We start from the raw sequence: 21,057 nt of genomic DNA on the forward strand, positions 1-21,057 counted from the left end.
CCTCCCTTTAAAATTTATTGCATTTTTTCATTATAGCACTTTTTTGTAAAATTTAAAACAATTTTATAGTAAAACTACTTTAAAAGTAAATTACAAGTATAAATAACACTTTTTATGAAATATATTGTTTTAGGTCAATTTCATACATTTCATTTGAGCTTCTTCCATTAAAAAGTTTTCTTGGATAATTATTTATTTTTGCTTGTTCTTTCGCTATTTTAAATTTTCTAGATATTTCAATGTAAATTTTCTTATCAGTATGATTTTTTTATAAATAATTTTTACTTGTGGGAAAATTAATTGTATGTTAAAATAAAAGGAGTCTAGAAATTAAAAAAATAAATTTAGATATTATTTTAATTATACTATCTAAGGAGTTAAAATGAAACAAAAAAACATATTTTTAGAAGGATTAGATTCTTTTACGCTACATATTTTAGCTATTTTATTTATGATATTAGACCATTCGTGGAATGTATTTTTTGTTAATCAGAATCAGATATGGATGAATCTTTTAGGCAGACTTGCCTTTCCTATTTTTGCCTTTATGCTTGTAGAGGGGTTTTATAAAACGAAGAATAGGAGTAAATATTTAAAGCGTATTTTTATTTTTGCTGTTATTTCAGAAATTCCTTTTAATCTTTTGCTAAGTACTTCTATATTTGGGAGTCCGTCGATATTTTTTCCATATAATAATGTTTTGTGGACTTTTGGGATTGCTTTATATATGCTAGTTTTGTTTGAAAAAATTAAAAATAAAGATAACTTACCTGTAACAGTAAAAATTTTTGGAAAAATTATTATAAGTATTTTAGCTATGTTTATTACACGCCTTATAGTTAGTGATTACCGAGAATATGGAATTATGATGGTTTTAGTATTTTATTTTTTCAGAAGTAAAAAATGGTGGAATTTTATAGCTCAAGTCATCTTATTAGCATGGATAAATATTTTTCTTATATGGGGATATAATGTTACTTTAAATTGTTTTGGAAATGAAATAAATGTATCATCACAATCATTTGCAATATTTTCATTAGTTTTTATATGGCTCTACAATGGAAAGCAAGGTATTCATAATAAAATTACAAAATATATGTTTTACAGTTTTTATCCATTACATCTTTTGTTAATTGTAATGATTTATATTTTTTTTAAGAAATACATCATTTATTGAACTAAATGATATAAGTATTGTAACAAAAAACGGATTTAATTATAAATTTATAGAAATTCCTAATAGTAAAATAGGGCGAAAGATTGGTATAGAAATATTTAATTAAAGGCTGGAATTTTTTTCAGTCTTTTTTGTATGGTGAAAGGCATAACCCTATAAAAAAATAACTTTAATTTTATAAATTTTTTGATTTCTGCTCTTTAAATGGGAAATAGTATAAAATGGAATATAAACAAAAATGAGGTATAATATTATTGTATAAAATTAAAAATATAAATTTTGTTAATACTGAAAAAATATAGAAAGGGCAAGTTATGAAAAAGATAATTTTAATTTTGGTAAGTGTATTATTTTTAGTGAGCTGTAGTGGGGGTATTCCTTTCTCGGAGGAGGAAAAAGGAGCTTTAAAAAAGGCAAAAACGGAAATTGCTGAAATGAAGAAAAATCCGACAATGGCAGAAAAGTAAAGAATTTTGCAAAAGGGGCTGGAAGTTCAGAAAAAATATTTACGAATTGGGGTAGTGTATTTTAAAAGTGTGGAAAAGGATATTCCAATGGCAGATTATTATCTAGCAAGAAACTATAGTGCGAGAGGGGAAAAAGAAAAGGCACTCAAATGGGCAAGAAAAGGTTCGGACAGAGGAGTGAAGGAAGCAAGTGCATTTGCAGGACAGATTTATGCTAATCAGAGAGATGAAATGAATGCAAGAAAATATTATATAAAGGCAATGGATCAGGGAGATTATAGGGAAGATACCTTGTTTAGAGTGTGGGTATATGGAGAAAGGAAAGAAATTAATAGCGAAGTGGTGGAAGCATTTAAAAGAAATTTAAATAAAAATATTGAGGTAAAAAATTCTTTGGCTTTTTATTATCAGAGGCACGATTACTTTGATGAAGCTGAAAAACTCTACAAGGAGCTTGTTAATGAAAAATATCCGAATGCAGAAAGACTTTTAGGGGAACTTTATATGTGGAAAAAAGATTATGACAAAGCTGAAGAATGGTTATTAAAAGAATCGGAAAAATTATTTTCACATTCAGAAGACAATGTGAAACGGATTGAAGAAAAAAGAGCAAGATTATTGCGTCTGTTAGCAGAAGTTTATGAAATGAAAGGAGATTACGGCAAGGCTGAAAATAACCTTTTAAAAGCAAAAGAACTTGCATACAAGGAACTTGCATTAAAAAGTTTAGCCAAATTGTACAAAAAGCAAGGGAAATATAGTCAAGCTTTGAAAATAAATGAAGAATTGGTAGAATTGAAAAAAACAAAAAAAATAAATCATAAAAGAAATAAAAAATGGAGAATTTTATGAGAATAGAAAAACTGGAATTTGTAAAAAATATTGATAAATTTGAAAATAATTCTGATGAATATGTAGAGATTAATTTAAATAGGAAGGTAACGGAACTTTCAAGTGTTTCGTATGAAAAAAAATTATACAGTTTTTATTTATTAATAGGAGAAGATGGGAGAATAAATTCGCTGGAAATTCTCAATATATTGAAAATGGCTAAATTTAGACATAAAATAGAAATTCCTGAAAATATAATAGAAGGCGATATTTATTTTAAAAGGGAAGAATACAATGAAGATGGTATAAAAGTTAAAGAATTAGATTTTTTGGAGATTGATATTTCCCAAAATATTATCGGATGTTATTTTACTGATAACAGGCTTAATATTTATTTTGGAGTAAAAATTTGTGAAAATATAGTAATCTTAATAAATAGGAATAATTATGTAGAAGGAATTTTGATTTATGGAAAATTTAAAATTGAAGATGATAGATTTTACTGGAAAAAGTGAGAATGTTGTAAGCGAGCGGGATATGATTTTTTCTTTTAATAATGAAGAGATAAAAATATATTTGTCTTATGAAACAGGAGAACTGAAAAAAATAGAAATAGTTAGTGAAAATGAAAAAATTGAAAAAAAAATTGAACGGGAAGCGGTATTAAAATTTAAGGGGAATTCGGTTATTTTAGATTATGAATATGGATTGTACGAGTATGTGGAAATAGAAATTGAGGATAAGCTGGAAAAATATTGGGCTGATGGGAAAACAGTTTATTTAAAGGAAGGGAAGAAAATTTTTCTGGAAGTTGAAATTTGGGAAGGATATTTGCTATTTTTTGATGATGAATACAGGATGGCAGGATTTGGTACGGAATCTAAAAATCGGAAGGAATAAAAACTTTGAAAAGGGGAATTATAAATGAATAAATATATTTTACTGATGTTGCTTTGTCTATTAACAGGATGTAGGAATCAAGGAAATAATGTAGTAATAAAAGATGTTGATGATGTTTCTTTTCATCAGGAAAATAAAAAAAATCCTGAAAAAGCTCAATTAATGGCAAGAATTGCCTTTGAACTGGAAAGGGAATGGAAAAATATAAAAAAGCATATGAAAATGGTTTAAAGGAAGCTGCAACTTTTATGGGAATTATTGAACACAGGAATAAAAATATTGATGAAGCAAAGAAATGGTATCAAATAGCCTCGGAAATAGGAAATACTGATTCACAAATATATTTAGCACAAATTCTAGAAGAAGAAGGCGATAAAACCGAAGCTGTGAATTTGTATTTAAAAGCGGCTGAACTAAAAGATTATAGAGCAATAAATTATTTATTAAAATATTACTACAGAGAGAAAAATCTGAAAGAAATAAAAAAATGGGTAGATGTAGTTAAAAAATCAAATGGATTAAAAAATTATAGTGAAGCTGACAGTAGAAGAATACAGCAATATGAAAAATTTTTAAAAGAAAAAGAGTAAAATAGTTAGTTAATTGTGAAATAAAATGATAAATAGAGGTATTTGGATATGAAAATGAAAAATGGAGATTTTATGTTTGATGAATACGATGTAGTAAAAGCAAAAAGAAAATTGTCTGATAAAGTTTTAAAAAATTCGATTGGAACAGTTGTGATGATATTTCCTGAATTTCCAAATGATTATATGGTAGAGTTTATGAAAGATGAGAAGACTTTGGATATTTTAGTTATTAAGGAGGAGGATATTGAAAAAATTAATATAAATTTGTAAACACAAATACTCTTGTTTTTTTATAAAAAATGTGGTATTCTTAAGACAAGGAAATCTAATTTTATAATGAATACAATTATGTAACTATAATTGTATAAAATGGAAAGGATGAAGAAAATGAAAAAATATGATGCAGTAATAATTGGATTTGGAAAAGGTGGGAAAACTTTGGCAGGATTTTTGGCTGGGAAAGGTCAGAATGTGGCTTTGATTGAGAAATCTGATAAGATGTATGGAGGAACTTGTATAAATATTGGGTGTATTCCTACGAAAAAACTTGTTGACAGTACAAAAGTTCTTAAAAATAAAGGATTAAATGGTATTGAGGAAAAGGAGAGATTTTATACAGAAAGTATAAATAATAAAAATACATTAATTGATGCGTTACGTGGAAAAAATTATGAAATGCTAGCTACAAAGGAAAATATTGATATTTACGATGGATTTGGAAGTTTTGCTTCAAAAAATGTAGTTAATATTGAAAGCAATGGGGAAAATGTTCAGATTGAAGGAGAAAAAATATTTATAAATACAGGTTCAACTACAATAATTCCTGGTATAAAAGGGCTTAAAGAAAGTAACCATGTTTATACAAGCACTTCAATTATGGAATTAAAGGAACTTCCTAAAAAATTGACTATTTTGGGAGCAGGGTACATTGGGCTGGAATTTGCTTCTATGTATGCTGATTTTGGGTCAGAAGTTACAGTAATTGATTTGGCACAAAGACTTATGCCTAGAGAAGATGAAGAAATTGCTGACAGGGCAAAGGCAATATTTGAGGCAAAAGGAATCAAATTTTTACTGGAATCAAAAATTGAGGAAATCATTGATAAAAATGGAAAAGGATATGTGCAAATTTCACAAGGGGCAAACAAGAGCGAAATTGAATCAGACGCAATTCTTGTGGCAATCGGAAGAAAACCTAATACAGAAGGTCTTAATCTAGAAGCGGCAGGAGTAAAAACTGACGAAAAAGGTGCGGTTGTAGTTGACGAAACATTGAAAACGACAGCTGATAACATTTGGGCAATGGGAGATGTGAAAGGCGGACTTCAATTTACATATATTTCTCTTGATGACTTTAGAATAATAAGAGATAACCTTTATAATGGAGGAAACAGAACGGTAAACGACAGAAATGTAATTCCATACAGCGTATTCATAAATCCACCTTTATCAAGAGTTGGAATGACTGAAAGTGAAGCAATTGCCAAAGGATATGAAGTAAAAACAGGAAGACTTGAAGCAATGGCAATTCCAAAAGCAAAAATAGAAGGTGTAACAGATGGACTACTTAAAGCAGTTATAGACGCAAAAACAGATAAAATACTGGGATGTACTTTATTATGCAACACTTCCCACGAAATGATAAACATTGTTGCAGCGGCTATGAAAGCTGAGCAAAAATATACATTCCTAAAAGACATGATATTTACTCACCCAACAATGAGTGAGGCTTTGAATGATTTATTTGGAAGTGTGAAATAAAGAAAATAAAAAAATATTTTAGTTAAAATTTATGAATTTTTATGAAGTATTAAAAATACTACAAAGAATGGAGAATAAATGGGCGAGTTAATAATTATGGGATTAGTAGTATTTTATAATCTATTTAAGATTATTTTTAATATTATAAGAGTAATTTTTTTAAAGAAAAAAGTAAAAAGGTTTTTGAAAATTGATTTGATTTCTGAAATAATTTATTTTTTGGGATGGATAAATTTGATGAGAAATGCAATTATTTTAGTACCTAGTCAAATATTTCATTCAGTTTTTTACTATGTTGCTATTTTAATATTTTTGATAAATAAAAGAAACAAAAAAATTCATAATTATATTTTATTTTCAATAATAACAATTGATATAATAATTGTTTTATTTCTTTTAAATATGCTAAAATTATATCTTATTACGTTCATTACGGTAATTGTGTATATTTTTATAATTGTAATTTTAAGAAAAGATAGAGATAAATTGCGAGATTGTGGATATTTAACGCTATCTTTACTGGATATTGCAAATATTTTTATATCATATATTGCATTTATAGGATATGCTGTTTCGGCATTTTAAAAAATAATAGATAGAATAATAAATAAAAAATTTCTTCAAATTAAAATCACGGTTATTAAGATTAACTGTGATTTTTTGCTATAGACATTTGTGAAATGTCTAAATTTTTTTAGGGAAATGCTTTAGGAAAAAGTGTTGATAAATTACGAGTAATGCAGTATAATAATATTGTTATATACTTTTTGGATTACGAAATTTTTGCAATAGAAAAAAGATAAAAAAATAACCCCAACATTAAGGGCTTAAATATAATCGAATTTTACTTTAATATGTTATGCCATATTTTAGATAAAATCAAGATGGAAATTAGAAATTAAAGTAATATTTTTTAGAAAGGAAATTAGAAAAATGGAAGATATTATTAAAAAGGTAAATGAATTTTCGAGATTGGCACGTGAGAGAGAATTGACCGAAGAAGAGAAGAAAGAGCGTGAAAAATATAGAAAAATGTATATTGAAAAATTTAAGGAAAGTGTGAGAGGGCATTTGGATAGCATTAAAGTTGTTAGAGTGGATGACGATGGGAATCCAATTGATGATGACGGGAATGTTATTGAGCCTGAAGCATAAATAAAACAGTAATAACAGTATTTAGAGATTAATCTTTTAAAATCTTGAAAGTTGGATTGATAAGATTTTGATAATTGTTTAAAGTGGATTAGGAAGGGAATGAGTAGAAATTTATGAAATACGATTTAGTTATATTTGATTTGGACGGAACGCTTATGGATACGTCAAAATCTATTACAAAGACTGTAAATTCAGCCATGGAAGAACTTGGGAAAAAGCAATATTCTGCTAATGAATGTGTAAAATTTGTTGGTGGTGGAGTTTCAGGGCTTGCACGGAATATTTTGGGAAAAGAGAAGTATGAGGATGTAACGAATGAGGAAATGGAAAAAGTTATAAGAAAATATTATGATATTTACTTTGACTATGGTGTTGAGCCTTATGAAGAAATACCTGAATTGCTTGATTTTCTGGAACAGAATGGCGTGAAAAAAGGTATTGTAACAAACAAGGATCATGAAACAGCTTTATCTGCAGTTGATAAAAAATTATCTAAATGGAAATTTGATGGAATATTTGGCTCAAATGAAAAGGAATATCCAAATAAACCGAATCCGTATAATGTTTACAAAATGGCACAAAACTTAAATATTTCAAAAGAAAAAATATTATTTGTTGGAGATATGCTTGTGGATGTAAATACAGCTAAAAATGCTGGAATTGATATTGTTTACTGTAAATGGGGATTTGGTGAAGTAAAAGGCGAGGATGGAATTGATGAAGATGTAAAGGTGTCTAGCGTTCAGGAAATTATTGAAAGAATAAAAGGTAAATAGAAAGTTTTTAGGAAAAAATCGTTTTAGTATTTTGTATTAAGACGATTTTTTTATTTATATTTTGATGTCTTTTAAAATAAAAAATGTGGTATAATTTATTAATACTATTCCCCATTAAGATAATAGAATTAGGATAAATAGTTGAAATCAAAAAATTCATGAAATTATGAAAAACATTTATTAAGCAATGCATAATTTGAAATCTATAGGTCATAAAAAATTTAATACAAGATAACGATTTGAATAGAATATCTATAATTTTTTAGATTAATTGATTTTTTTATTTTATGAATTATTATAAAAAAAAATTGGAAAAGGATTTTTATTTATGAAAAAAATTTTAAAAAGAGTGATATTGTTGATGTTGTTGTTGATAACTGTAATGACTTGTGGTGAAAATAGTGATAAAAATAAAAGAATAGAAAATAATATTGAAAAGCAAAATGAAAGTGAGAATGTTATTGAAAAACCTAAAAATCCATATTTAGTGGAGAAGGGGAAAGTTTATTTTAATGGCGAAATAGTGAAAGGTGCGGATATTAGAACATTTGGATGGATTGAGGGGACTTGGTACGGAAAAGATGAGAATAATGTCTATTTTGAAGGGAAGAAAATTGGAAAATTAGAAGACAAGCCGATTGAGAGAATAAATAATTATTTGGTAAAATCAGGGAATGCCCTTTATTATTTTTATTGGAAAATTGATAATTTGAAAAACAGTAAGATGGAAATAATTGCGAATAAGGAAGACGGAGTTGAATATTATATTAAAGATGGAAAAAATGTTTACTTTTTAGAAAGAAATATTAATTTTCCTGAATTTGATGGGAAATTAATTTTACTAAGGAATATTGACTATAATACATTTGAAGTGGTTAATAAAAAATATTTTAGATATGTAAAAGACAAAACAGGAATTTATTATGTTGCAAATGGGAAGGCGGATGAATTGAAGGGACTGGATAAAAATAGTTTTAAAATCATTGATTTTGTCTTTTCTGCGGATAAGAATAGGGTGTACTATGGGGGAATTAAGCTGGAAAAGATTTTATCTAATGGATTTGAAGTTGTGGGAAATGTTTATGATGTGAGTTATTACCTGAAAGACAGGAACAAGGTGTATTTTTTGAATGAAATATCCGAATTAAGTGTTGTAGAAAAGGCAGATTCAAAGACTTTTGCATTGATAAACGATTTGTATTCAAAGGATAAAAATAATATTTTTTGCAATGGAAAAATTTTGGAAGGAGCTGATGTTAAGAGTTTTAAAGTATTTTATGATTCAGATGTGGAAACAGCGAAAGATAGCAAGCACGGGTATTATGATTGTTATTCTGTGAGATAATTAAAGGAATGATGGATTTGAAAAAAGGAGGATTTTTATGAGAAGCACTGTTTTAAGAATATTAGGTTTGTTAATTTTAATAATAAATGCGGGATTTTCCGAATACATCATTGAAAATGGTAAAATTTATTATAATGAGGATTATCATAAAACTTTGGTTGTAAAGCGGATAGATGATGAAAAAAGTGAAAAATATTTAACAAAAAGTCCTGATTTAAAGAGTTTTAAAATATTGGATGAGAATTTTGCAAAAGACAAGGATACTATTTATTATAAGGAATATGATATTTTGGAAGCAGATGTAAATAGTTTTGAAATATTGGATGAAGATACTGGAAAAGACAAAAATTATATTTATTTATATGGGCAGACTGTACGGTATGAAAATAGTGGCGAACCGGTAGATATGAAAAAAGTTACTTTTTATGAGAATTCTAAGGGTAAAATGGATTATTTTAGAAATAAAAATGACATCTATGTTATGGAAGGAATATATGCAGAAAAAGTTGATAACGTGGATAAAAGGACTTTTGAAGATTTAGGTGGAGGCTTTGGGAGAGATAAAAACTGGATTTATTCTGGAAAAATGAAATTAAGAAATATAGACAGGGAAAGTTTTGAAAATATTGGTGATGGATATATAAAAGATAAGAATGGTATTTATAGAGATGCAGAAGTAATTTTTTATGATAGTGATGATTCCTATAATATTTCAAAGTTGGAAAATGTTGATAAAGAGAGCTTTGAGAATATTGGAGAGGGATATTCAAAAGACAAAAATAACATTTACTACAATAATGAAAAATTTAAGAATATAGATGTAAAAACTTTTCAATTAATAGGTAATGGTTTTTCAAAGGATAAAAATAATGTTTATTTTGAAAAAAATAAAATTGAAGGAGCAGAAGCAAAAACTTTTCAAATAGTGGATAATTTCTTTGAAAAAGATAAAAGCAATGTTTTTTATAAAGAACATAAATTAAAAAACATAAGCCCGATTGAATTTCAGACACTGTATATGAGTAAAAATGCTAATGTTGCGTATGCAATATTTTTTAAAAATAAGGATGGAGTATTTAAGCTGTTAATTGAAGATCCTTTTGATTTGACGAAAAATAAGGTTGTAAAATTGAATGTAGATAAGGATAGTGTAAAAATATTTAGCAAAAATTATTATAAAGATAGAAATAATGTTTATTGTAATGACAAAGTGCTAAAAGGTGCTGATGTAAAAACTTTTGAACTGGTAGGAAATGACAAGGATGAAGCAATGGATGAATTTATAGATACTTTGGAAAATATTTTTGACGCTTTTAGTTCACTAGAAAAAAGCAACGAAACTAAAAAGAGTTCAATTACAGCACAGGATAAAAATCATAAATATGAATATTGTAAGATTATAAAATAATAATTATTTTTGCAGTTGACAATATACTTCAGTAACCTAATATTCTTTGTATTTAACAACTTGCTAGTAATATTTATTTCATTGTATTTTCAAATTTAGATAGTTATCGAACAGGTCTGCTAAATTATTTAATTGGGTATCAGTGAAAACTAGATAATTTACAAAAAAATTAGTTTTGGAGTATTTTTTTCGCAGAAAAATATTGGAAAAATATTAATATCCGAGGTATACTTATATTGAAAAGTAAAAAAATTAATAGAAAGTGGAGTGGTCACCATGAAAAAAATAAAAATATTTTTATTACTTTGTTTAATGTTTCTTATAAGTGTGAATTTGACGGCAAATGATTATGAATTTAGATCGCAAGGTGGACATATTGTTCCGATGAATGTATCGGATATAGCCATAAAGAGTGAAAAAATTCATTTTAAAATGGAAAGTGTTAAAGCTGACTATGGAATGGCAGAGGGAATGACAGTAACTGTAAAATTTGTATTTGACAGTCCTGAGGCCGGTGAGAGGTATATTGGATTTATTACACCTGAAAGTGGACAGGAAGAATGGCTTAGTGATCCGGAGAACAGAGAAGAAGCAAACGAAGATTATAATTTCAGAAATTTTAAAACTTCTGTAAATGGAAAAAATGTAAGTATGAAAACGTATAAATTGACAGATTTTCTTCCGAAAGATATAAAACAGCTTGAGGAAATAAAAAAATATTTTAAGGAATATGATAAAGCAAAAGCAAATGCGGATGCTGATTATTATAGAAAGAGCTATGTTTATTTTTTCAAGGCAAATTTTAAGAAGGGTGAAAATGTAGTTGAACATAGATATCATTATGGTGGAATCGAGGGTTCTATTTCTAATGATTTTAACTATGTATGGACGACTATTTCAAAATGGAAAAATCAGAAAGTGGATGATTTTGAAGTGATTGTCGAGCCAGGAAATGCTTTTATTGAAATACCGGAGATAAAGATGAAAAATGGAAAAAGAGTGGATTGGGAATTAATTGGGGAAGGAAATATTGATTACGGATATAAAAAATATGATGGTGATAATGTAAAAAGTAGAGTTCTTTATGCAAAATTAAAAAAAGGATATTTACGTTTCAAGACAAAGGATTTCAGTCCTAAAGATGAATTTAGATTAAGAGAAATACGTAATCTGAACCTTGAGGACTATTTTCCTGAAAAAACTGAAAAAGGTTTTAGATATACAGATGATTTGATGCAGGCAGCTTATAACGCAAGATTATTAAAAGAAGATGAATTAAAGAAAATTTCTGATGCTGATCTGAACATAATGAAAAATTATCCTTATGCGTTGAAAGGCTATGATTTTTCAGATAAAAAACTGAAAGATTATTTCTCAAAATTTTTGTGGTATGTTCCTATTGGAAAAAATGTGGAATTATATGAAAATGACTAAGAAGTTATTAAAGATGTTGAGAAGATTATAAAAAGCAGAAAAAAATAAATATATAAATTATTTATTTCAAATTATGAAAGTGAGATGGTAGCCATGAAAAGAATTAAAAGAGTTTTATTATTCTGTTTAATGTTTCTTGTTGGATTGAATTTACTAGCAAATGACTGGGAATTTGGTTCGGAAGGTGGACATATTGTTCCAATGAATGTGTCTAATATTGCGATAAAAAGTGAGAAACTTCATTTTAAGCTGGAAAAAGTCAAGGGGGAGTATGGACCAGTAAATGAAATGGCGGTAACTGTAAGATTTGTGTTTGACAGTCCTGAGGCTGGGGAGAAGTACATTGGGTTTATTACGCCTGAAGGTGGAAATGAGGAATGGGATGAAGTTAATCATTTTAAAAATTTTAGAACTGTTGTAAATGGGAAGAGTGTAAATACAGTTTCTTACAGACTAACCGATTTTGTTCCAAAGGACGTGAAAAAACTTGAAGAAGTGAAAAAATATTTTAAGGAATATGATGAAGAAAAGGCAAAAGAGGAAGCCGACTATTATAAAAGAAGCTATGTTTATTATTTTAAAGCAAACTTGAAGAAGGGAGAAAATGTAATTGAGCATAGCTATCGTTACGATGGAAGTGGCGGTGTTGGATATAACGACTTTAATTATGTCTGGTCTACTATTTCAAAATGGAAAAATCAAAAAGTGGATGACTTTGAAGTAATTGTTGAGCCTGGAAGCGCTTTGATTGCAATCCCTGAAATAAAGATGAAGAATGGAAAATATATAGACTGGAAATTAGCTGGAGAAGGGAATATTGATTACGGATACAGAAATTATTACGATAGAGATGGGCAATATAAAGTTCTTTATGCGAAATTAAAAAAAGGATATTTACATTTTAAAACAAAGAATTTTAGTCCTGAAGATGAATTTAATCTATCAGAAATAGCATATCTAAACGGTAATTACTATTTTCCTGAAAAAACGGAAAAAGGCTATAAATACAGAGATAATCTAACAAAAGCCGCTTACAGCGCGGGATATTTAACAGCAGATGAATTAAAAGAACTTACCAATGAAGATTTGAAAATAATGAGAAATTATCCTTATGCAGCAGCAGGATATGATTTTTCTGATAAAAAATTAAAAGATTATTTCTCAAAATTCCTGTGGTATATTCCAATTGGAAAAAATGTGGAATTGGGAGAAGATGACTATGAAGTTGTTAATAATGTAGATAAGATTATAAAAAGCAGGGGAAAATAGAAATTATAAAAAGTTGCTTGACTTTTATAATGATGTACTGTATTATGTACATAGATGAAAGGAGTGATTTTTATGACAAATACGAATGCAACTAATTTGAGAAAAAATTTATTTTCTTATTTAGAGTCGGCAATTGACTATAATGATGTTATCAATGTGAACACTAAAAAAGGAAATGCTATTATCATTAGCGAAACTGAATATAATGGTTTATTAGAAACTCTATACCTGTTATCAGATCCAACAATGAAAGAAAAAATTGAAGCGGCAAAAAAGGCTTCTGATGAAGATTACGAGGTTTTTGAATGGTAGAAGAGTACAAAATTTATATTTTGAAAAAAGCTAATAAGGATAAAGAGAAAATAAAGCAATTTCCAGCATTAAAAAATAATGTGGAAAAATTAATAAGTCTTATAAAGAAAAATCCTTTTCAAACACCACCGTCCTATGAGATTTTAACTAAAGATTTGAAAGGTTATTATTCAAGAAGAATTAATAAACAGCACAGGCTAGTGTATGAAGTTATAGAAGAAGAGAAAAGAATAAATATCATTAGTATGTGGACACATTACGAAATTTAAAAGTAGAAGAAATAAATTGTGAAAGAAGATAGGTTACAAATAAAATTGTAACCTTTTTTGTTTTTTAAAAAAATGTTATAATAAGTTTAAAATAAAAATTGGGAGATGAAATTGGATATTGAAGTTAAATTGAATGAAGGTATGAAAAAATATATTTATGAAATATGGGAAAAAATGGGAAATGAAGATAGAACAGAATATGATGTTGCACTTGAAAATTATAGGAAATACTTGTTAAAGGAAACCACGAAAAATCCTGAAGATGTTTCGGTCGTTTGTCAGTTGGCGGGAGTTTGCTATTTGAGCAGGAAATGCGACGATATAGCAATTTTAGAAACATTTTTGAAAAGGAATTTTGATATTTTGACAGAAGATGAAAAGTTTAGAATATATGCTGATTTGGCTTATTTGTGTGAGGATATGGGATGTATGGAAGAAAAGGCTATTGATTATCTTGAAAAAGCAATAAAAATTAATTCAAATAATGCAGACATTTATTACAGACTTTCAGCTATTTGTTTTTATGCTAAAATGTATCAAAAATCTCTTGAAAATATAGAGATTACCTGCAAAATGAGTAATGAAACAAAATATAGTTATGGATATGCACTGATTTTAATTCAAAATAAAGAATATAAAAAAGCTGAAAAAATTTTAGATAATTTGTTAATGGAAGACTCAAACAACATTAAATATCATTTTTACAGAGTTCTTTGTGGAATTTATTTAGGAAATAAAGATACTGGAAATATAGAAAAACTTTTGGAAAAAATAAAAAAGTTTGAAATGCTGGAGAAAACAGATTATGAAAGATATTTGAATTGGTTGACGTATGAAGGTTTTAACACGTTTGACGAAGATGTAATAAAAGATTTATATTATTTATGTGGTAATTATGAAAAATATTGCAAATATGCAGAGAATGTTAATTTTAATTTAGAAGCAAATTATATGGCACCGTATCTTTATTCGTTAAAACAATTGGATAAATTTGAGAAAATAGATAAAATATTGAAAGAAGCTGAAAAAGAGATTTTTCAAAACATTGAAGAAATAAAGACTGACGAAGAATATCAGAAAGATACAACAGAAGAAGAACTTTTGGAAATGATAGAAGATGAAAAGCAGAAATTGAAAAACATTAATTTAGTGCTGGAAAAAATATTGAATACAGATTTTAAGCCTAAGATGGAAATATTTATGTACTTGAAATATGAATGTTGGTTACTGGATTGTCCACAGCATCTGATAATTGATGAGAATTGAAAAATATGAAAGGAATAAAATTATGAAACAAACACAAAAAGAATGGGCAAGATATATTCAGGATGAAATCAAAAAAAATGATAGTTACGATAATTATAAGCATGCGTTTATTGAATATAAGGATTATTTGGAGAAATGTCTTTTAGAAAATCCTAAAAATGTAGAAATTATTTGTCAATTAACAACAACTTATTATGAATTAAATTATCAATGGGATGATATTTATAAATTATTGAATGAATTTATTAAAAAATATGAAAATGAATTGACTGATGAGGAAAAATCACGGATTTATACTAATTTAGGGTATTATTATGATGATCAGAGAGATGGCAGTAAGAGAGCAATCAGAACTTTGAGAAAGGCTGTGGCATTTAATCCGAATAATTCAAAGGCTTATTATGGACTTGGGGCGGATTATTATGGTGCTGGGAAATATGATAAGTCGGAAGAAATGTATAAAAGAGCTTGTGAGCTCGAAAATAATCCAATTTATAAGTTTGAATATGCGAATTTGATGATGGTTAATGGAAAATACGAAGAGGCAAAAATAATTTTGGAAGAATTAATAAAAAAAGATTTTGAGTTTGGAAAAGAAGATTTTGTTAAGATAAAGTATATTTATATTGCGAATAAGGTTCAGTTGAAGGAATTTGTAAATATTGAGGCTCAAATTGATGAATTAATGTCAGAAAATATTGATAATGATTATTTTTTTGGTAGTGATTTAGAAAGTCTGTATTATTTATCTGAGAATTATAAAAAACTTGTAGAGATTTACTTAAAAATAGAGGCTCAAGAAGATTGCCAAGTACCATATGAAGAACTACCAATTTATTTTTATTCATTAAAGCGATTAAATAAATTTGATAAATTAGAAAAATCTTTTGAGAAAGTATTGAAATTTAAAAATGAAGAAATAGAAGATGTTAAAAATGGAGAATTTAAAAGAGAATGGACAAAATCTGAGAAAAAAGAAGAAATTAGGGAGATAAAAAGGCAAATAAAGAATTTGAAGGCGGAGTATGAAAAAATATTGAAAACGGATTATAAACCAGAAGTAAAAATTTATCCTAAATTTTTGTATGACTGTTTTTTGATAGATTGTCCACGACATCAGAAGTTAGATTAGGAGGGAAAATGATAATTTTAATAATGGGAGCTTCTCATACTGGAAAAACAAAACTGGCACAAAAATTACTTGAAAAATATAAGTATCCGTATTTGTCTATTGATCATTTAAAAATGGGACTTATCCGAAGTGGATATACTAAATTGACGGCTATGAGCAGTGATGATGAATTAACAGATTTGTTATGGCCAATTATTTTGGAAATGATAAAAACGGCTATTGAAAATAAACAGAATCTTATTGTCGAGGGATGTTATATTTCATTTGACTGGAAAAAAGATTTTGAAAAAGAATATTTAGAGAATATAAAATGTATTTGTCTGGTTATGAGTAAAAATTACATTAATAAGCATTTTAGTGATATAAAAAAATATGCAAATGTTGTTGAAAGCAGAATAGATGACAGTTACTGCACATTGGAAAGTGTTTTGAGAGATAATGACAGAGTGTTAAAATTATGTAAAATTCATAATATTGATTATACGCTTATTGATGATGAGTATCAATTTGATATTGAATTGTAAAAATTTTAGATGTATTTATAGTAAAATTGATAAAAAATAAACAACAACTTTATAATTGGAGAAAAATAGATTATTAAAAATAATTTTCAATTTTTTGCATTTAATATTACAGGAAAATGTGATAAAATATATTTAGGAGGAAAAATGAGATATTGGATAATACCAGCAAACTCTACAAAGTATGATTATTTTGCTGCTTTTAACGATAAGGGATTTATAGATTGGACAAAAAAATCAAAATATGAAGAAGGTGATACTGTATATCTATATTGTACAAGACCTCAACAAAAAATAATGTATAAAGCGATTATAGAGAAAATCTTTATTTCTTCTAATATTGAAGTAGATGATAGGAAATATTGGCTTAATAAAAGTGAATTTGATAAAAATAAAAATATGAAAAAAGAATTTATAAGATTAAAATTATTAAAATATGTAGATAATGAAAATTTATCTTTAGAAAATCTTAAGGATAATGGATTAAAAACTGCACCTCAAGGTCCACTGAGAGTTGCTAGTGAACTTTTAGAGTATATAGAAAAATATATATAAATAAGTATACAGGAGGAAATGATGAAAATATTAATTGTGGGTGCTGGTGGAAGAGAACATGCGATTGCTTGGAAACTTTCTCAAAATGAAAAGGTGGAGAAGATTTTTATAGCTCCAGGAAATGCCTGTGTAGAAATGTTACCAAATGCTGAAAGTGTGAATTTAGGATCAATTGATGAGTATATCTCGTTTGCCAAAGATAATAATGTTGAATTGACAGTTGTGGGAAGTGAGGAATTGCTTGTTCAGGGAATTGTGGACGAATTTCACAAAAATGGACTGAAAATATTTGGGCCTGATAAAAAGGCCGCGATTCTTGAGGGAAGTAAGGCATATTCTAAGAATTTTATGAAAAAATATGGAATAAAGACAGCAGTTTATGAAATTTTCGATAATTCTGAAAAAGCTAAGGAATTTTTGAATAACTGGAAAGATTTTCCTGTGGTTATAAAGGCTAGCGGGCTTGCAGCAGGAAAGGGAGTTATTATTGCTCAAAATTTGGATGAGGCGATTAAGGCTGTGGAAGATATAATGGTTGATGAGAAATTTGGAAACGCTGGAAGTCAAGTTGTAATTGAAGAATTTCTGGATGGAGTAGAGGCTTCGATTTTATCGTTTACAGACAGTAAAGTAATTGTACCGTTATTGTCAGCAAAAGACCATAAAAAGATAGGGGAAGATGAAACGGGACTAAATACAGGAGGAATGGGAGTTATCAGTCCCAATCCGTTTGTTACAGATGAAATTTTTGAAAAATTTAAGTCAGATATAATGGAGCCGACTTTGAAGGGAATACAGGCTGAAGGAATGGATTTTGCGGGAGTGATTTTCTTTGGGCTTATGATTACTAAAAAAGGCGTTTATCTGCTTGAATACAATATGAGAATGGGAGATCCGGAAACTCAGGCGGTATTGCCACTTCTGGAAAATGACTTGCTAGAGTTAATAGAAAAATCCTTTGATAAAAAATTATCGGAAGTTAAAGTCAATTGGAAACCGCTACATTCGTGCTGTGTAGTAGCCGCTGCTGGAGGTTATCCAGAAAGTTACAGGAAAGGCGATGAAATCACTGGAGTGCTTGACTTTAAAGAAAGTGATGGCAACAAAATATTTATTTCTGGAGCAAAAGTTGAAAATGGAAAACTGTTGACAAATGGCGGAAGAGTATTAAATGCTGTGGCTCTTGGGAATACATTGGAAGAAGCACAAAAAAAGGCGTATGAACTTTTGAAAACTATAAATTTTGAAGGAATGTATTTTAGAAAAGATATTGGCGGAAGATTTTAGTATAAGTTGAAATAAGATAAAATAATAATATAATAGAAAAGGCTGTTGTTTAGACAGTCTTTTTTGATGGAGAAAATAAAAAGTACATTCAAAGGTATTTATTTATCCTACAAATGTACTTTTTTTATTTTTTACGTTATTATTTTATACTATTCCCCGTTTAAAAAGCGAAAATTATATTAAAATATTAGGCTTTTATCCATTACTAAAAAAGTTTATAATAAGTTCGTTGTTTAAATGGGGTTTAGTATTAAACATATTTACAATTAATAATTTTCATTAACTTTATATTTCAAAACTCTAGTTGCATTCAATACAGCAAGCAAGGCAACACCAACATCTGCAAATATAGCTTCCCACATTGTTGCATCCCCAAAAAGCCCTAGAACTAGAACGATTAATTTTACAGCAAATGCTAAAGTAATGTTCTGCCATACAATTGCTTTAGTTTTTTTGGCTATTTTCATAGCGGTTACTATTTTTGAAGGTTCGTCATTCATTATTACAACATCGGCAGCTTCGATGGCGGCATCACTTCCGACACCTCCCATTGCGATTCCAATGTCGGCTCTGGCAAGTACAGGTGCGTCGTTTATTCCATCTCCTACGAATACAACCTTCCCTTTTTCACTTTTAGTTTTATAAATTTCTTCCAGTTTTTCAACTTTTTCATTTGGAAGCAGTTCAGCAAACACTTTATCAATTCCAAGTTTTTGAGCAATGTTTTTAGCAATTGAATTATTATCGCCAGTAAGCATTATAATTTCCTTGATTCCGTTTGCTTTCATTCCCTTGATTGCTTTTGGAGAATCTGCTTTTATTTCATCAGAAATTAGGATATTTCCGATATATTGCCCATCAAATGCAATGTAAATTACAGTTCCTAAATTTTCTTTTTCAGTAAATTTAATATTTTCCAAGTTCATCAATTTAGAATTTCCAGCTAAAATCTGATGATTATTTATATTAGCCTTTATTCCAAATCCTGAAATTTCTTCAAAATCTTTTACAATACTTTCATCAATTTTTGTAGCAGAATTTTCGTATTCAGAAACTATTGACTGTGCAATAGGATGATTTGAAAATTTTTCAATGTGTGCGGAATATTTTAATAGTAAAGATTGTGTCAAATCAGTTTTATTATTTTCAAAATCATTTATTTTTACATTATTTTCAACATTTATTTCAGTAACTTTGAAGACACCTTTTGTCAAAGTTCCTGTTTTATCCATAACGACACTTTCCACATCATTCAATGCTTCCAGATAATTTGCACCTTTTACCAGAATCCCGTGTTTTGAAGCACCACCAATTCCACCGAAAAACCCTAATGGAATAGAAATAATCAAAGCACATGGACAAGATACAACAAGGAAAATTAAAGCACGATAAATCCAGTCTGTAAATGTTGCACCTGAAATTAACAATGGAGGGAAAATTGCCATAATTAAAGCTGTTATTACAACTGCTGGAGTATAATATTTTGCAAATTTTGTAATAAAGTTTTCTGTTTTTGATTTTTTACTGCTGGCATTTTCCACCAAGTTAAGTATTTTGGAAACAGTTGATTCTGAAAACACTTTTGCAACTTCAATTTCCACAAGCCCTGTTTTATTTATAAATCCACTTAGGACATTATCCCCTGTTTTTGCTTCACGAGGAAGTGATTCTCCTGTCAGTGCAGAAGTGTCAAAAGTTGAATTTCCATTTATAATTTTTCCATCCAAAGGTACTTTTTCTCCTGGTTTTACTACAATAATATCAGCAACTTTGATTTCCTCAGGATTTACTTTTTTTATTCCAGTATCAGTTTTAAGATTTGCATAATCAGGACGAATGTCCATTAACGCTATAATAGATTTTCTTGAATTATTAACTGCAATACCTTGAAACAGTTCCCCAAGCTGATAGAATAGCATAACAGCCACACCTTCAGGATATTCTCCAATAGCAAATGCCCCAATTGTCGCAATTGCCATCAAAAAGTTTTCGTCAAAAACTTGTCCCTTCAAAATATTTTTTACAGCAGAAAGCAGAACATCGCCGCCGATTATGAAATAACTTACCAGAAATACAGCTAATTTAGGAATAAACAAAGTTTTTGGAATAAAAATTCCTAGTAAAAATAAAATTCCGCCAATTAATAATTTTTTCTTTATTTTATCAGTATCCTCTTCTCCATGAGCGTGAGAGTGGCTGTGATCATGGATATGTGCATGAGAATGTGAGTGACTATGGCTGTGGGCATGAAGTTTTTTGGTAGAAATCTTTACTCCATCCTCAATTTTATTCACTTCGGCTTGAATAAATTCAGCCAGTTCATCCTGTGAAAAATTCTCAGACTCCACAATAACCCTTTTCCCAAGAAAATCAACAGTAGCCGCCTTAATTCTCTCCAGCGTATTTAATCTACGTTCAATCTTAGCGGCACAGTTAGGGCAGTCTATCCCTTCAATAAATAACGTGCATTCATTAGTTTTCATGAGCCTAACCTCCAAAAGTTTTTTTATTTATCAATTTTACATCATTTTAATATATGAACATCTATTCATATATAGTTTACTATATTTAATATTTATTGTCAACATATTTTTTCGTAAAT

General features: G+C 28.3%; 24 protein-coding genes. 23 read left to right on the forward strand and 1 reads right to left on the reverse strand.

The window, feature by feature from the left end; all coding sequences use genetic code 11:
• Positions 1 to 382 precede the first annotated feature (382 nt).
• From ACZ5B9_RS04830 to purD, 23 genes are all read left to right on the forward strand, one after another.
• A complete protein-coding gene (locus ACZ5B9_RS04830) occupies positions 383 to 1,177 on the forward strand; it encodes a TraX family protein (protein ID WP_464423583.1) in 795 nt (264 codons plus the stop codon).
• A gap of 314 nt (positions 1,178 to 1,491) precedes the next feature.
• Positions 1,492 to 1,644 (forward strand): hypothetical protein, encoded by a 153-nt coding sequence (locus tag ACZ5B9_RS04835; protein WP_464423584.1) that lies wholly within the window; start codon positions 1,492 to 1,494, stop codon positions 1,642 to 1,644.
• Between the two features lie 6 nt (positions 1,645 to 1,650).
• Positions 1,651 to 2,496: a tetratricopeptide repeat protein gene (locus tag ACZ5B9_RS04840; RefSeq protein WP_464423585.1), complete on the forward strand. Its 846-nt coding sequence runs from the start codon at positions 1,651 to 1,653 to the stop codon at positions 2,494 to 2,496.
• Positions 2,493 to 2,990: a hypothetical protein gene (locus ACZ5B9_RS04845; protein ID WP_464423586.1), complete on the forward strand. Its 498-nt coding sequence runs from the start codon at positions 2,493 to 2,495 to the stop codon at positions 2,988 to 2,990. Before ACZ5B9_RS04840 ends, ACZ5B9_RS04845 begins: the two co-directional genes overlap by 4 nt.
• Complete coding sequence (locus tag ACZ5B9_RS04850; RefSeq protein WP_464423587.1) at positions 2,944 to 3,375, forward strand: hypothetical protein; 432 nt, start codon at positions 2,944 to 2,946, stop codon at positions 3,373 to 3,375. Before ACZ5B9_RS04845 ends, ACZ5B9_RS04850 begins: the two co-directional genes overlap by 47 nt.
• A 24-nt stretch (positions 3,376 to 3,399) precedes the next feature.
• The gene (locus ACZ5B9_RS04855; protein WP_464423588.1) at positions 3,400 to 3,606 is read left to right on the forward strand and encodes a hypothetical protein; all 207 of its coding nucleotides are present in this window, start codon (positions 3,400 to 3,402) and stop codon (positions 3,604 to 3,606) included.
• A complete protein-coding gene (locus ACZ5B9_RS04860; protein ID WP_464423589.1) occupies positions 3,570 to 3,965 on the forward strand; it encodes a tetratricopeptide repeat protein in 396 nt (131 codons plus the stop codon). The genes ACZ5B9_RS04855 and ACZ5B9_RS04860 overlap by 37 nt, the downstream gene beginning before the upstream one ends.
• A gap of 48 nt (positions 3,966 to 4,013) precedes the next feature.
• On the forward strand, positions 4,014 to 4,235 hold the full coding sequence (locus ACZ5B9_RS04865; RefSeq protein WP_464423590.1) for a DUF4926 domain-containing protein: 222 nt from the start codon (positions 4,014 to 4,016) through the stop codon (positions 4,233 to 4,235).
• A gap of 117 nt (positions 4,236 to 4,352) precedes the next feature.
• Positions 4,353 to 5,726, forward strand: coding sequence for an FAD-dependent oxidoreductase (locus ACZ5B9_RS04870; RefSeq protein WP_464423591.1), 1,374 nt, complete (start codon positions 4,353 to 4,355; stop codon positions 5,724 to 5,726).
• 78 nt (positions 5,727 to 5,804) lie between these two features.
• Positions 5,805 to 6,311: a hypothetical protein gene (locus tag ACZ5B9_RS04875; RefSeq protein WP_464423592.1), complete on the forward strand. Its 507-nt coding sequence runs from the start codon at positions 5,805 to 5,807 to the stop codon at positions 6,309 to 6,311.
• 348 nt (positions 6,312 to 6,659) lie between these two features.
• Complete coding sequence (locus tag ACZ5B9_RS04880) at positions 6,660 to 6,881, forward strand: DUF896 domain-containing protein (protein WP_036070711.1); 222 nt, start codon at positions 6,660 to 6,662, stop codon at positions 6,879 to 6,881.
• A gap of 113 nt (positions 6,882 to 6,994) precedes the next feature.
• Positions 6,995 to 7,657: an HAD family hydrolase gene (locus ACZ5B9_RS04885; RefSeq protein WP_464423593.1), complete on the forward strand. Its 663-nt coding sequence runs from the start codon at positions 6,995 to 6,997 to the stop codon at positions 7,655 to 7,657.
• Between the two features lie 328 nt (positions 7,658 to 7,985).
• Entirely contained in the window at positions 7,986 to 9,002 is a 1,017-nt protein-coding gene (locus ACZ5B9_RS04890) for a DKNYY domain-containing protein (protein WP_464423594.1), read from the forward strand.
• Positions 9,003 to 9,039: 37 nt separating this feature from the next.
• Positions 9,040 to 10,410, forward strand: coding sequence for a DKNYY domain-containing protein (locus tag ACZ5B9_RS04895; RefSeq protein ID WP_464423595.1), 1,371 nt, complete (start codon positions 9,040 to 9,042; stop codon positions 10,408 to 10,410).
• A gap of 276 nt (positions 10,411 to 10,686) precedes the next feature.
• The gene (locus tag ACZ5B9_RS04900; RefSeq protein WP_464423596.1) at positions 10,687 to 11,844 is read left to right on the forward strand and encodes a YARHG domain-containing protein; all 1,158 of its coding nucleotides are present in this window, start codon (positions 10,687 to 10,689) and stop codon (positions 11,842 to 11,844) included.
• 93 nt (positions 11,845 to 11,937) lie between these two features.
• Entirely contained in the window at positions 11,938 to 13,113 is a 1,176-nt protein-coding gene (locus ACZ5B9_RS04905) for a YARHG domain-containing protein (protein ID WP_464423597.1), read from the forward strand.
• A 72-nt stretch (positions 13,114 to 13,185) separates the two neighbouring features.
• Positions 13,186 to 13,425, forward strand: a complete 240-nt coding sequence (locus ACZ5B9_RS04910; protein ID WP_464423598.1) for a type II toxin-antitoxin system Phd/YefM family antitoxin — start codon at positions 13,186 to 13,188, stop codon at positions 13,423 to 13,425.
• Positions 13,419 to 13,694 carry a Txe/YoeB family addiction module toxin gene (locus ACZ5B9_RS04915; RefSeq protein ID WP_021769151.1) on the forward strand — a complete coding sequence of 92 codons (276 nt, stop codon included), beginning with the start codon at positions 13,419 to 13,421 and terminating at the stop codon, positions 13,692 to 13,694. Before ACZ5B9_RS04910 ends, ACZ5B9_RS04915 begins: the two co-directional genes overlap by 7 nt.
• A 105-nt stretch (positions 13,695 to 13,799) precedes the next feature.
• Complete coding sequence (locus ACZ5B9_RS04920) at positions 13,800 to 14,960, forward strand: tetratricopeptide repeat protein (RefSeq protein ID WP_464423599.1); 1,161 nt, start codon at positions 13,800 to 13,802, stop codon at positions 14,958 to 14,960.
• Between the two features lie 22 nt (positions 14,961 to 14,982).
• Complete coding sequence (locus tag ACZ5B9_RS04925) at positions 14,983 to 16,092, forward strand: tetratricopeptide repeat protein (protein WP_464423600.1); 1,110 nt, start codon at positions 14,983 to 14,985, stop codon at positions 16,090 to 16,092.
• Between the two features lie 8 nt (positions 16,093 to 16,100).
• A complete protein-coding gene (locus ACZ5B9_RS04930) occupies positions 16,101 to 16,616 on the forward strand; it encodes an adenylate kinase (RefSeq protein ID WP_464423601.1) in 516 nt (171 codons plus the stop codon).
• Positions 16,617 to 16,760: 144 nt separating this feature from the next.
• Positions 16,761 to 17,168: a hypothetical protein gene (locus ACZ5B9_RS04935; protein WP_464423602.1), complete on the forward strand. Its 408-nt coding sequence runs from the start codon at positions 16,761 to 16,763 to the stop codon at positions 17,166 to 17,168.
• 21 nt (positions 17,169 to 17,189) lie between these two features.
• Positions 17,190 to 18,455, forward strand: a complete 1,266-nt coding sequence (purD, locus tag ACZ5B9_RS04940) for a phosphoribosylamine--glycine ligase (RefSeq protein ID WP_464423603.1) — start codon at positions 17,190 to 17,192, stop codon at positions 18,453 to 18,455.
• A 266-nt stretch (positions 18,456 to 18,721) separates the two neighbouring features.
• Here the strand turns inward: purD and ACZ5B9_RS04945 are convergent, their stop codons facing one another.
• Positions 18,722 to 20,938, reverse strand: coding sequence for a heavy metal translocating P-type ATPase (locus ACZ5B9_RS04945; RefSeq protein WP_464423604.1), 2,217 nt, complete (start codon positions 20,936 to 20,938; stop codon positions 18,722 to 18,724).
• Between the last annotated feature and the right edge of the window lie 119 nt (positions 20,939 to 21,057).

The organism is Leptotrichia sp. SK-5, from assembly GCF_055387215.1.

Bases quoted from the DNA above. Each gene is read 5' to 3' on its own strand.
- ACZ5B9_RS04895 (WP_464423595.1), top strand. From the start codon at position 9,040: ATGAGAAGCACTGTTTTAAGAATATTAGGTTTGTTAATTTTAATAATA.
- ACZ5B9_RS04885 (WP_464423593.1), top strand. From the start codon at position 6,995: ATGAAATACGATTTAGTTATATTTGATTTGGACGGAACGCTTATGGAT.
- ACZ5B9_RS04845 (WP_464423586.1), top strand. From the start codon at position 2,493: ATGAGAATAGAAAAACTGGAATTTGTAAAAAATATTGATAAATTTGAA.
- ACZ5B9_RS04860 (WP_464423589.1), top strand. From the start codon at position 3,570: ATGGAAAAATATAAAAAAGCATATGAAAATGGTTTAAAGGAAGCTGCA.
- ACZ5B9_RS04880 (WP_036070711.1), top strand. From the start codon at position 6,660: ATGGAAGATATTATTAAAAAGGTAAATGAATTTTCGAGATTGGCACGT.
- ACZ5B9_RS04920 (WP_464423599.1), top strand. From the start codon at position 13,800: ATGAAATTGGATATTGAAGTTAAATTGAATGAAGGTATGAAAAAATAT.
- ACZ5B9_RS04925 (WP_464423600.1), top strand. From the start codon at position 14,983: ATGAAACAAACACAAAAAGAATGGGCAAGATATATTCAGGATGAAATC.
- ACZ5B9_RS04915 (WP_021769151.1), top strand. From the start codon at position 13,419: ATGGTAGAAGAGTACAAAATTTATATTTTGAAAAAAGCTAATAAGGAT.
- ACZ5B9_RS04865 (WP_464423590.1), top strand. From the start codon at position 4,014: ATGAAAATGAAAAATGGAGATTTTATGTTTGATGAATACGATGTAGTA.
- ACZ5B9_RS04930 (WP_464423601.1), top strand. From the start codon at position 16,101: ATGATAATTTTAATAATGGGAGCTTCTCATACTGGAAAAACAAAACTG.
- ACZ5B9_RS04905 (WP_464423597.1), top strand. From the start codon at position 11,938: ATGAAAAGAATTAAAAGAGTTTTATTATTCTGTTTAATGTTTCTTGTT.
- ACZ5B9_RS04850 (WP_464423587.1), top strand. From the start codon at position 2,944: ATGGAAAATTTAAAATTGAAGATGATAGATTTTACTGGAAAAAGTGAG.
- ACZ5B9_RS04935 (WP_464423602.1), top strand. From the start codon at position 16,761: ATGAGATATTGGATAATACCAGCAAACTCTACAAAGTATGATTATTTT.
- ACZ5B9_RS04900 (WP_464423596.1), top strand. From the start codon at position 10,687: ATGAAAAAAATAAAAATATTTTTATTACTTTGTTTAATGTTTCTTATA.
- ACZ5B9_RS04870 (WP_464423591.1), top strand. From the start codon at position 4,353: ATGAAAAAATATGATGCAGTAATAATTGGATTTGGAAAAGGTGGGAAA.
- ACZ5B9_RS04830 (WP_464423583.1), top strand. From the start codon at position 383: ATGAAACAAAAAAACATATTTTTAGAAGGATTAGATTCTTTTACGCTA.
- ACZ5B9_RS04945 (WP_464423604.1), bottom strand. From the start codon at position 20,938: ATGAAAACTAATGAATGCACGTTATTTATTGAAGGGATAGACTGCCCT.
- ACZ5B9_RS04910 (WP_464423598.1), top strand. From the start codon at position 13,186: ATGACAAATACGAATGCAACTAATTTGAGAAAAAATTTATTTTCTTAT.
- ACZ5B9_RS04835 (WP_464423584.1), top strand. From the start codon at position 1,492: ATGAAAAAGATAATTTTAATTTTGGTAAGTGTATTATTTTTAGTGAGC.
- ACZ5B9_RS04890 (WP_464423594.1), top strand. From the start codon at position 7,986: ATGAAAAAAATTTTAAAAAGAGTGATATTGTTGATGTTGTTGTTGATA.
- ACZ5B9_RS04855 (WP_464423588.1), top strand. From the start codon at position 3,400: ATGAATAAATATATTTTACTGATGTTGCTTTGTCTATTAACAGGATGT.
- purD (WP_464423603.1), top strand. From the start codon at position 17,190: ATGAAAATATTAATTGTGGGTGCTGGTGGAAGAGAACATGCGATTGCT.
- ACZ5B9_RS04875 (WP_464423592.1), top strand. From the start codon at position 5,805: ATGGGCGAGTTAATAATTATGGGATTAGTAGTATTTTATAATCTATTT.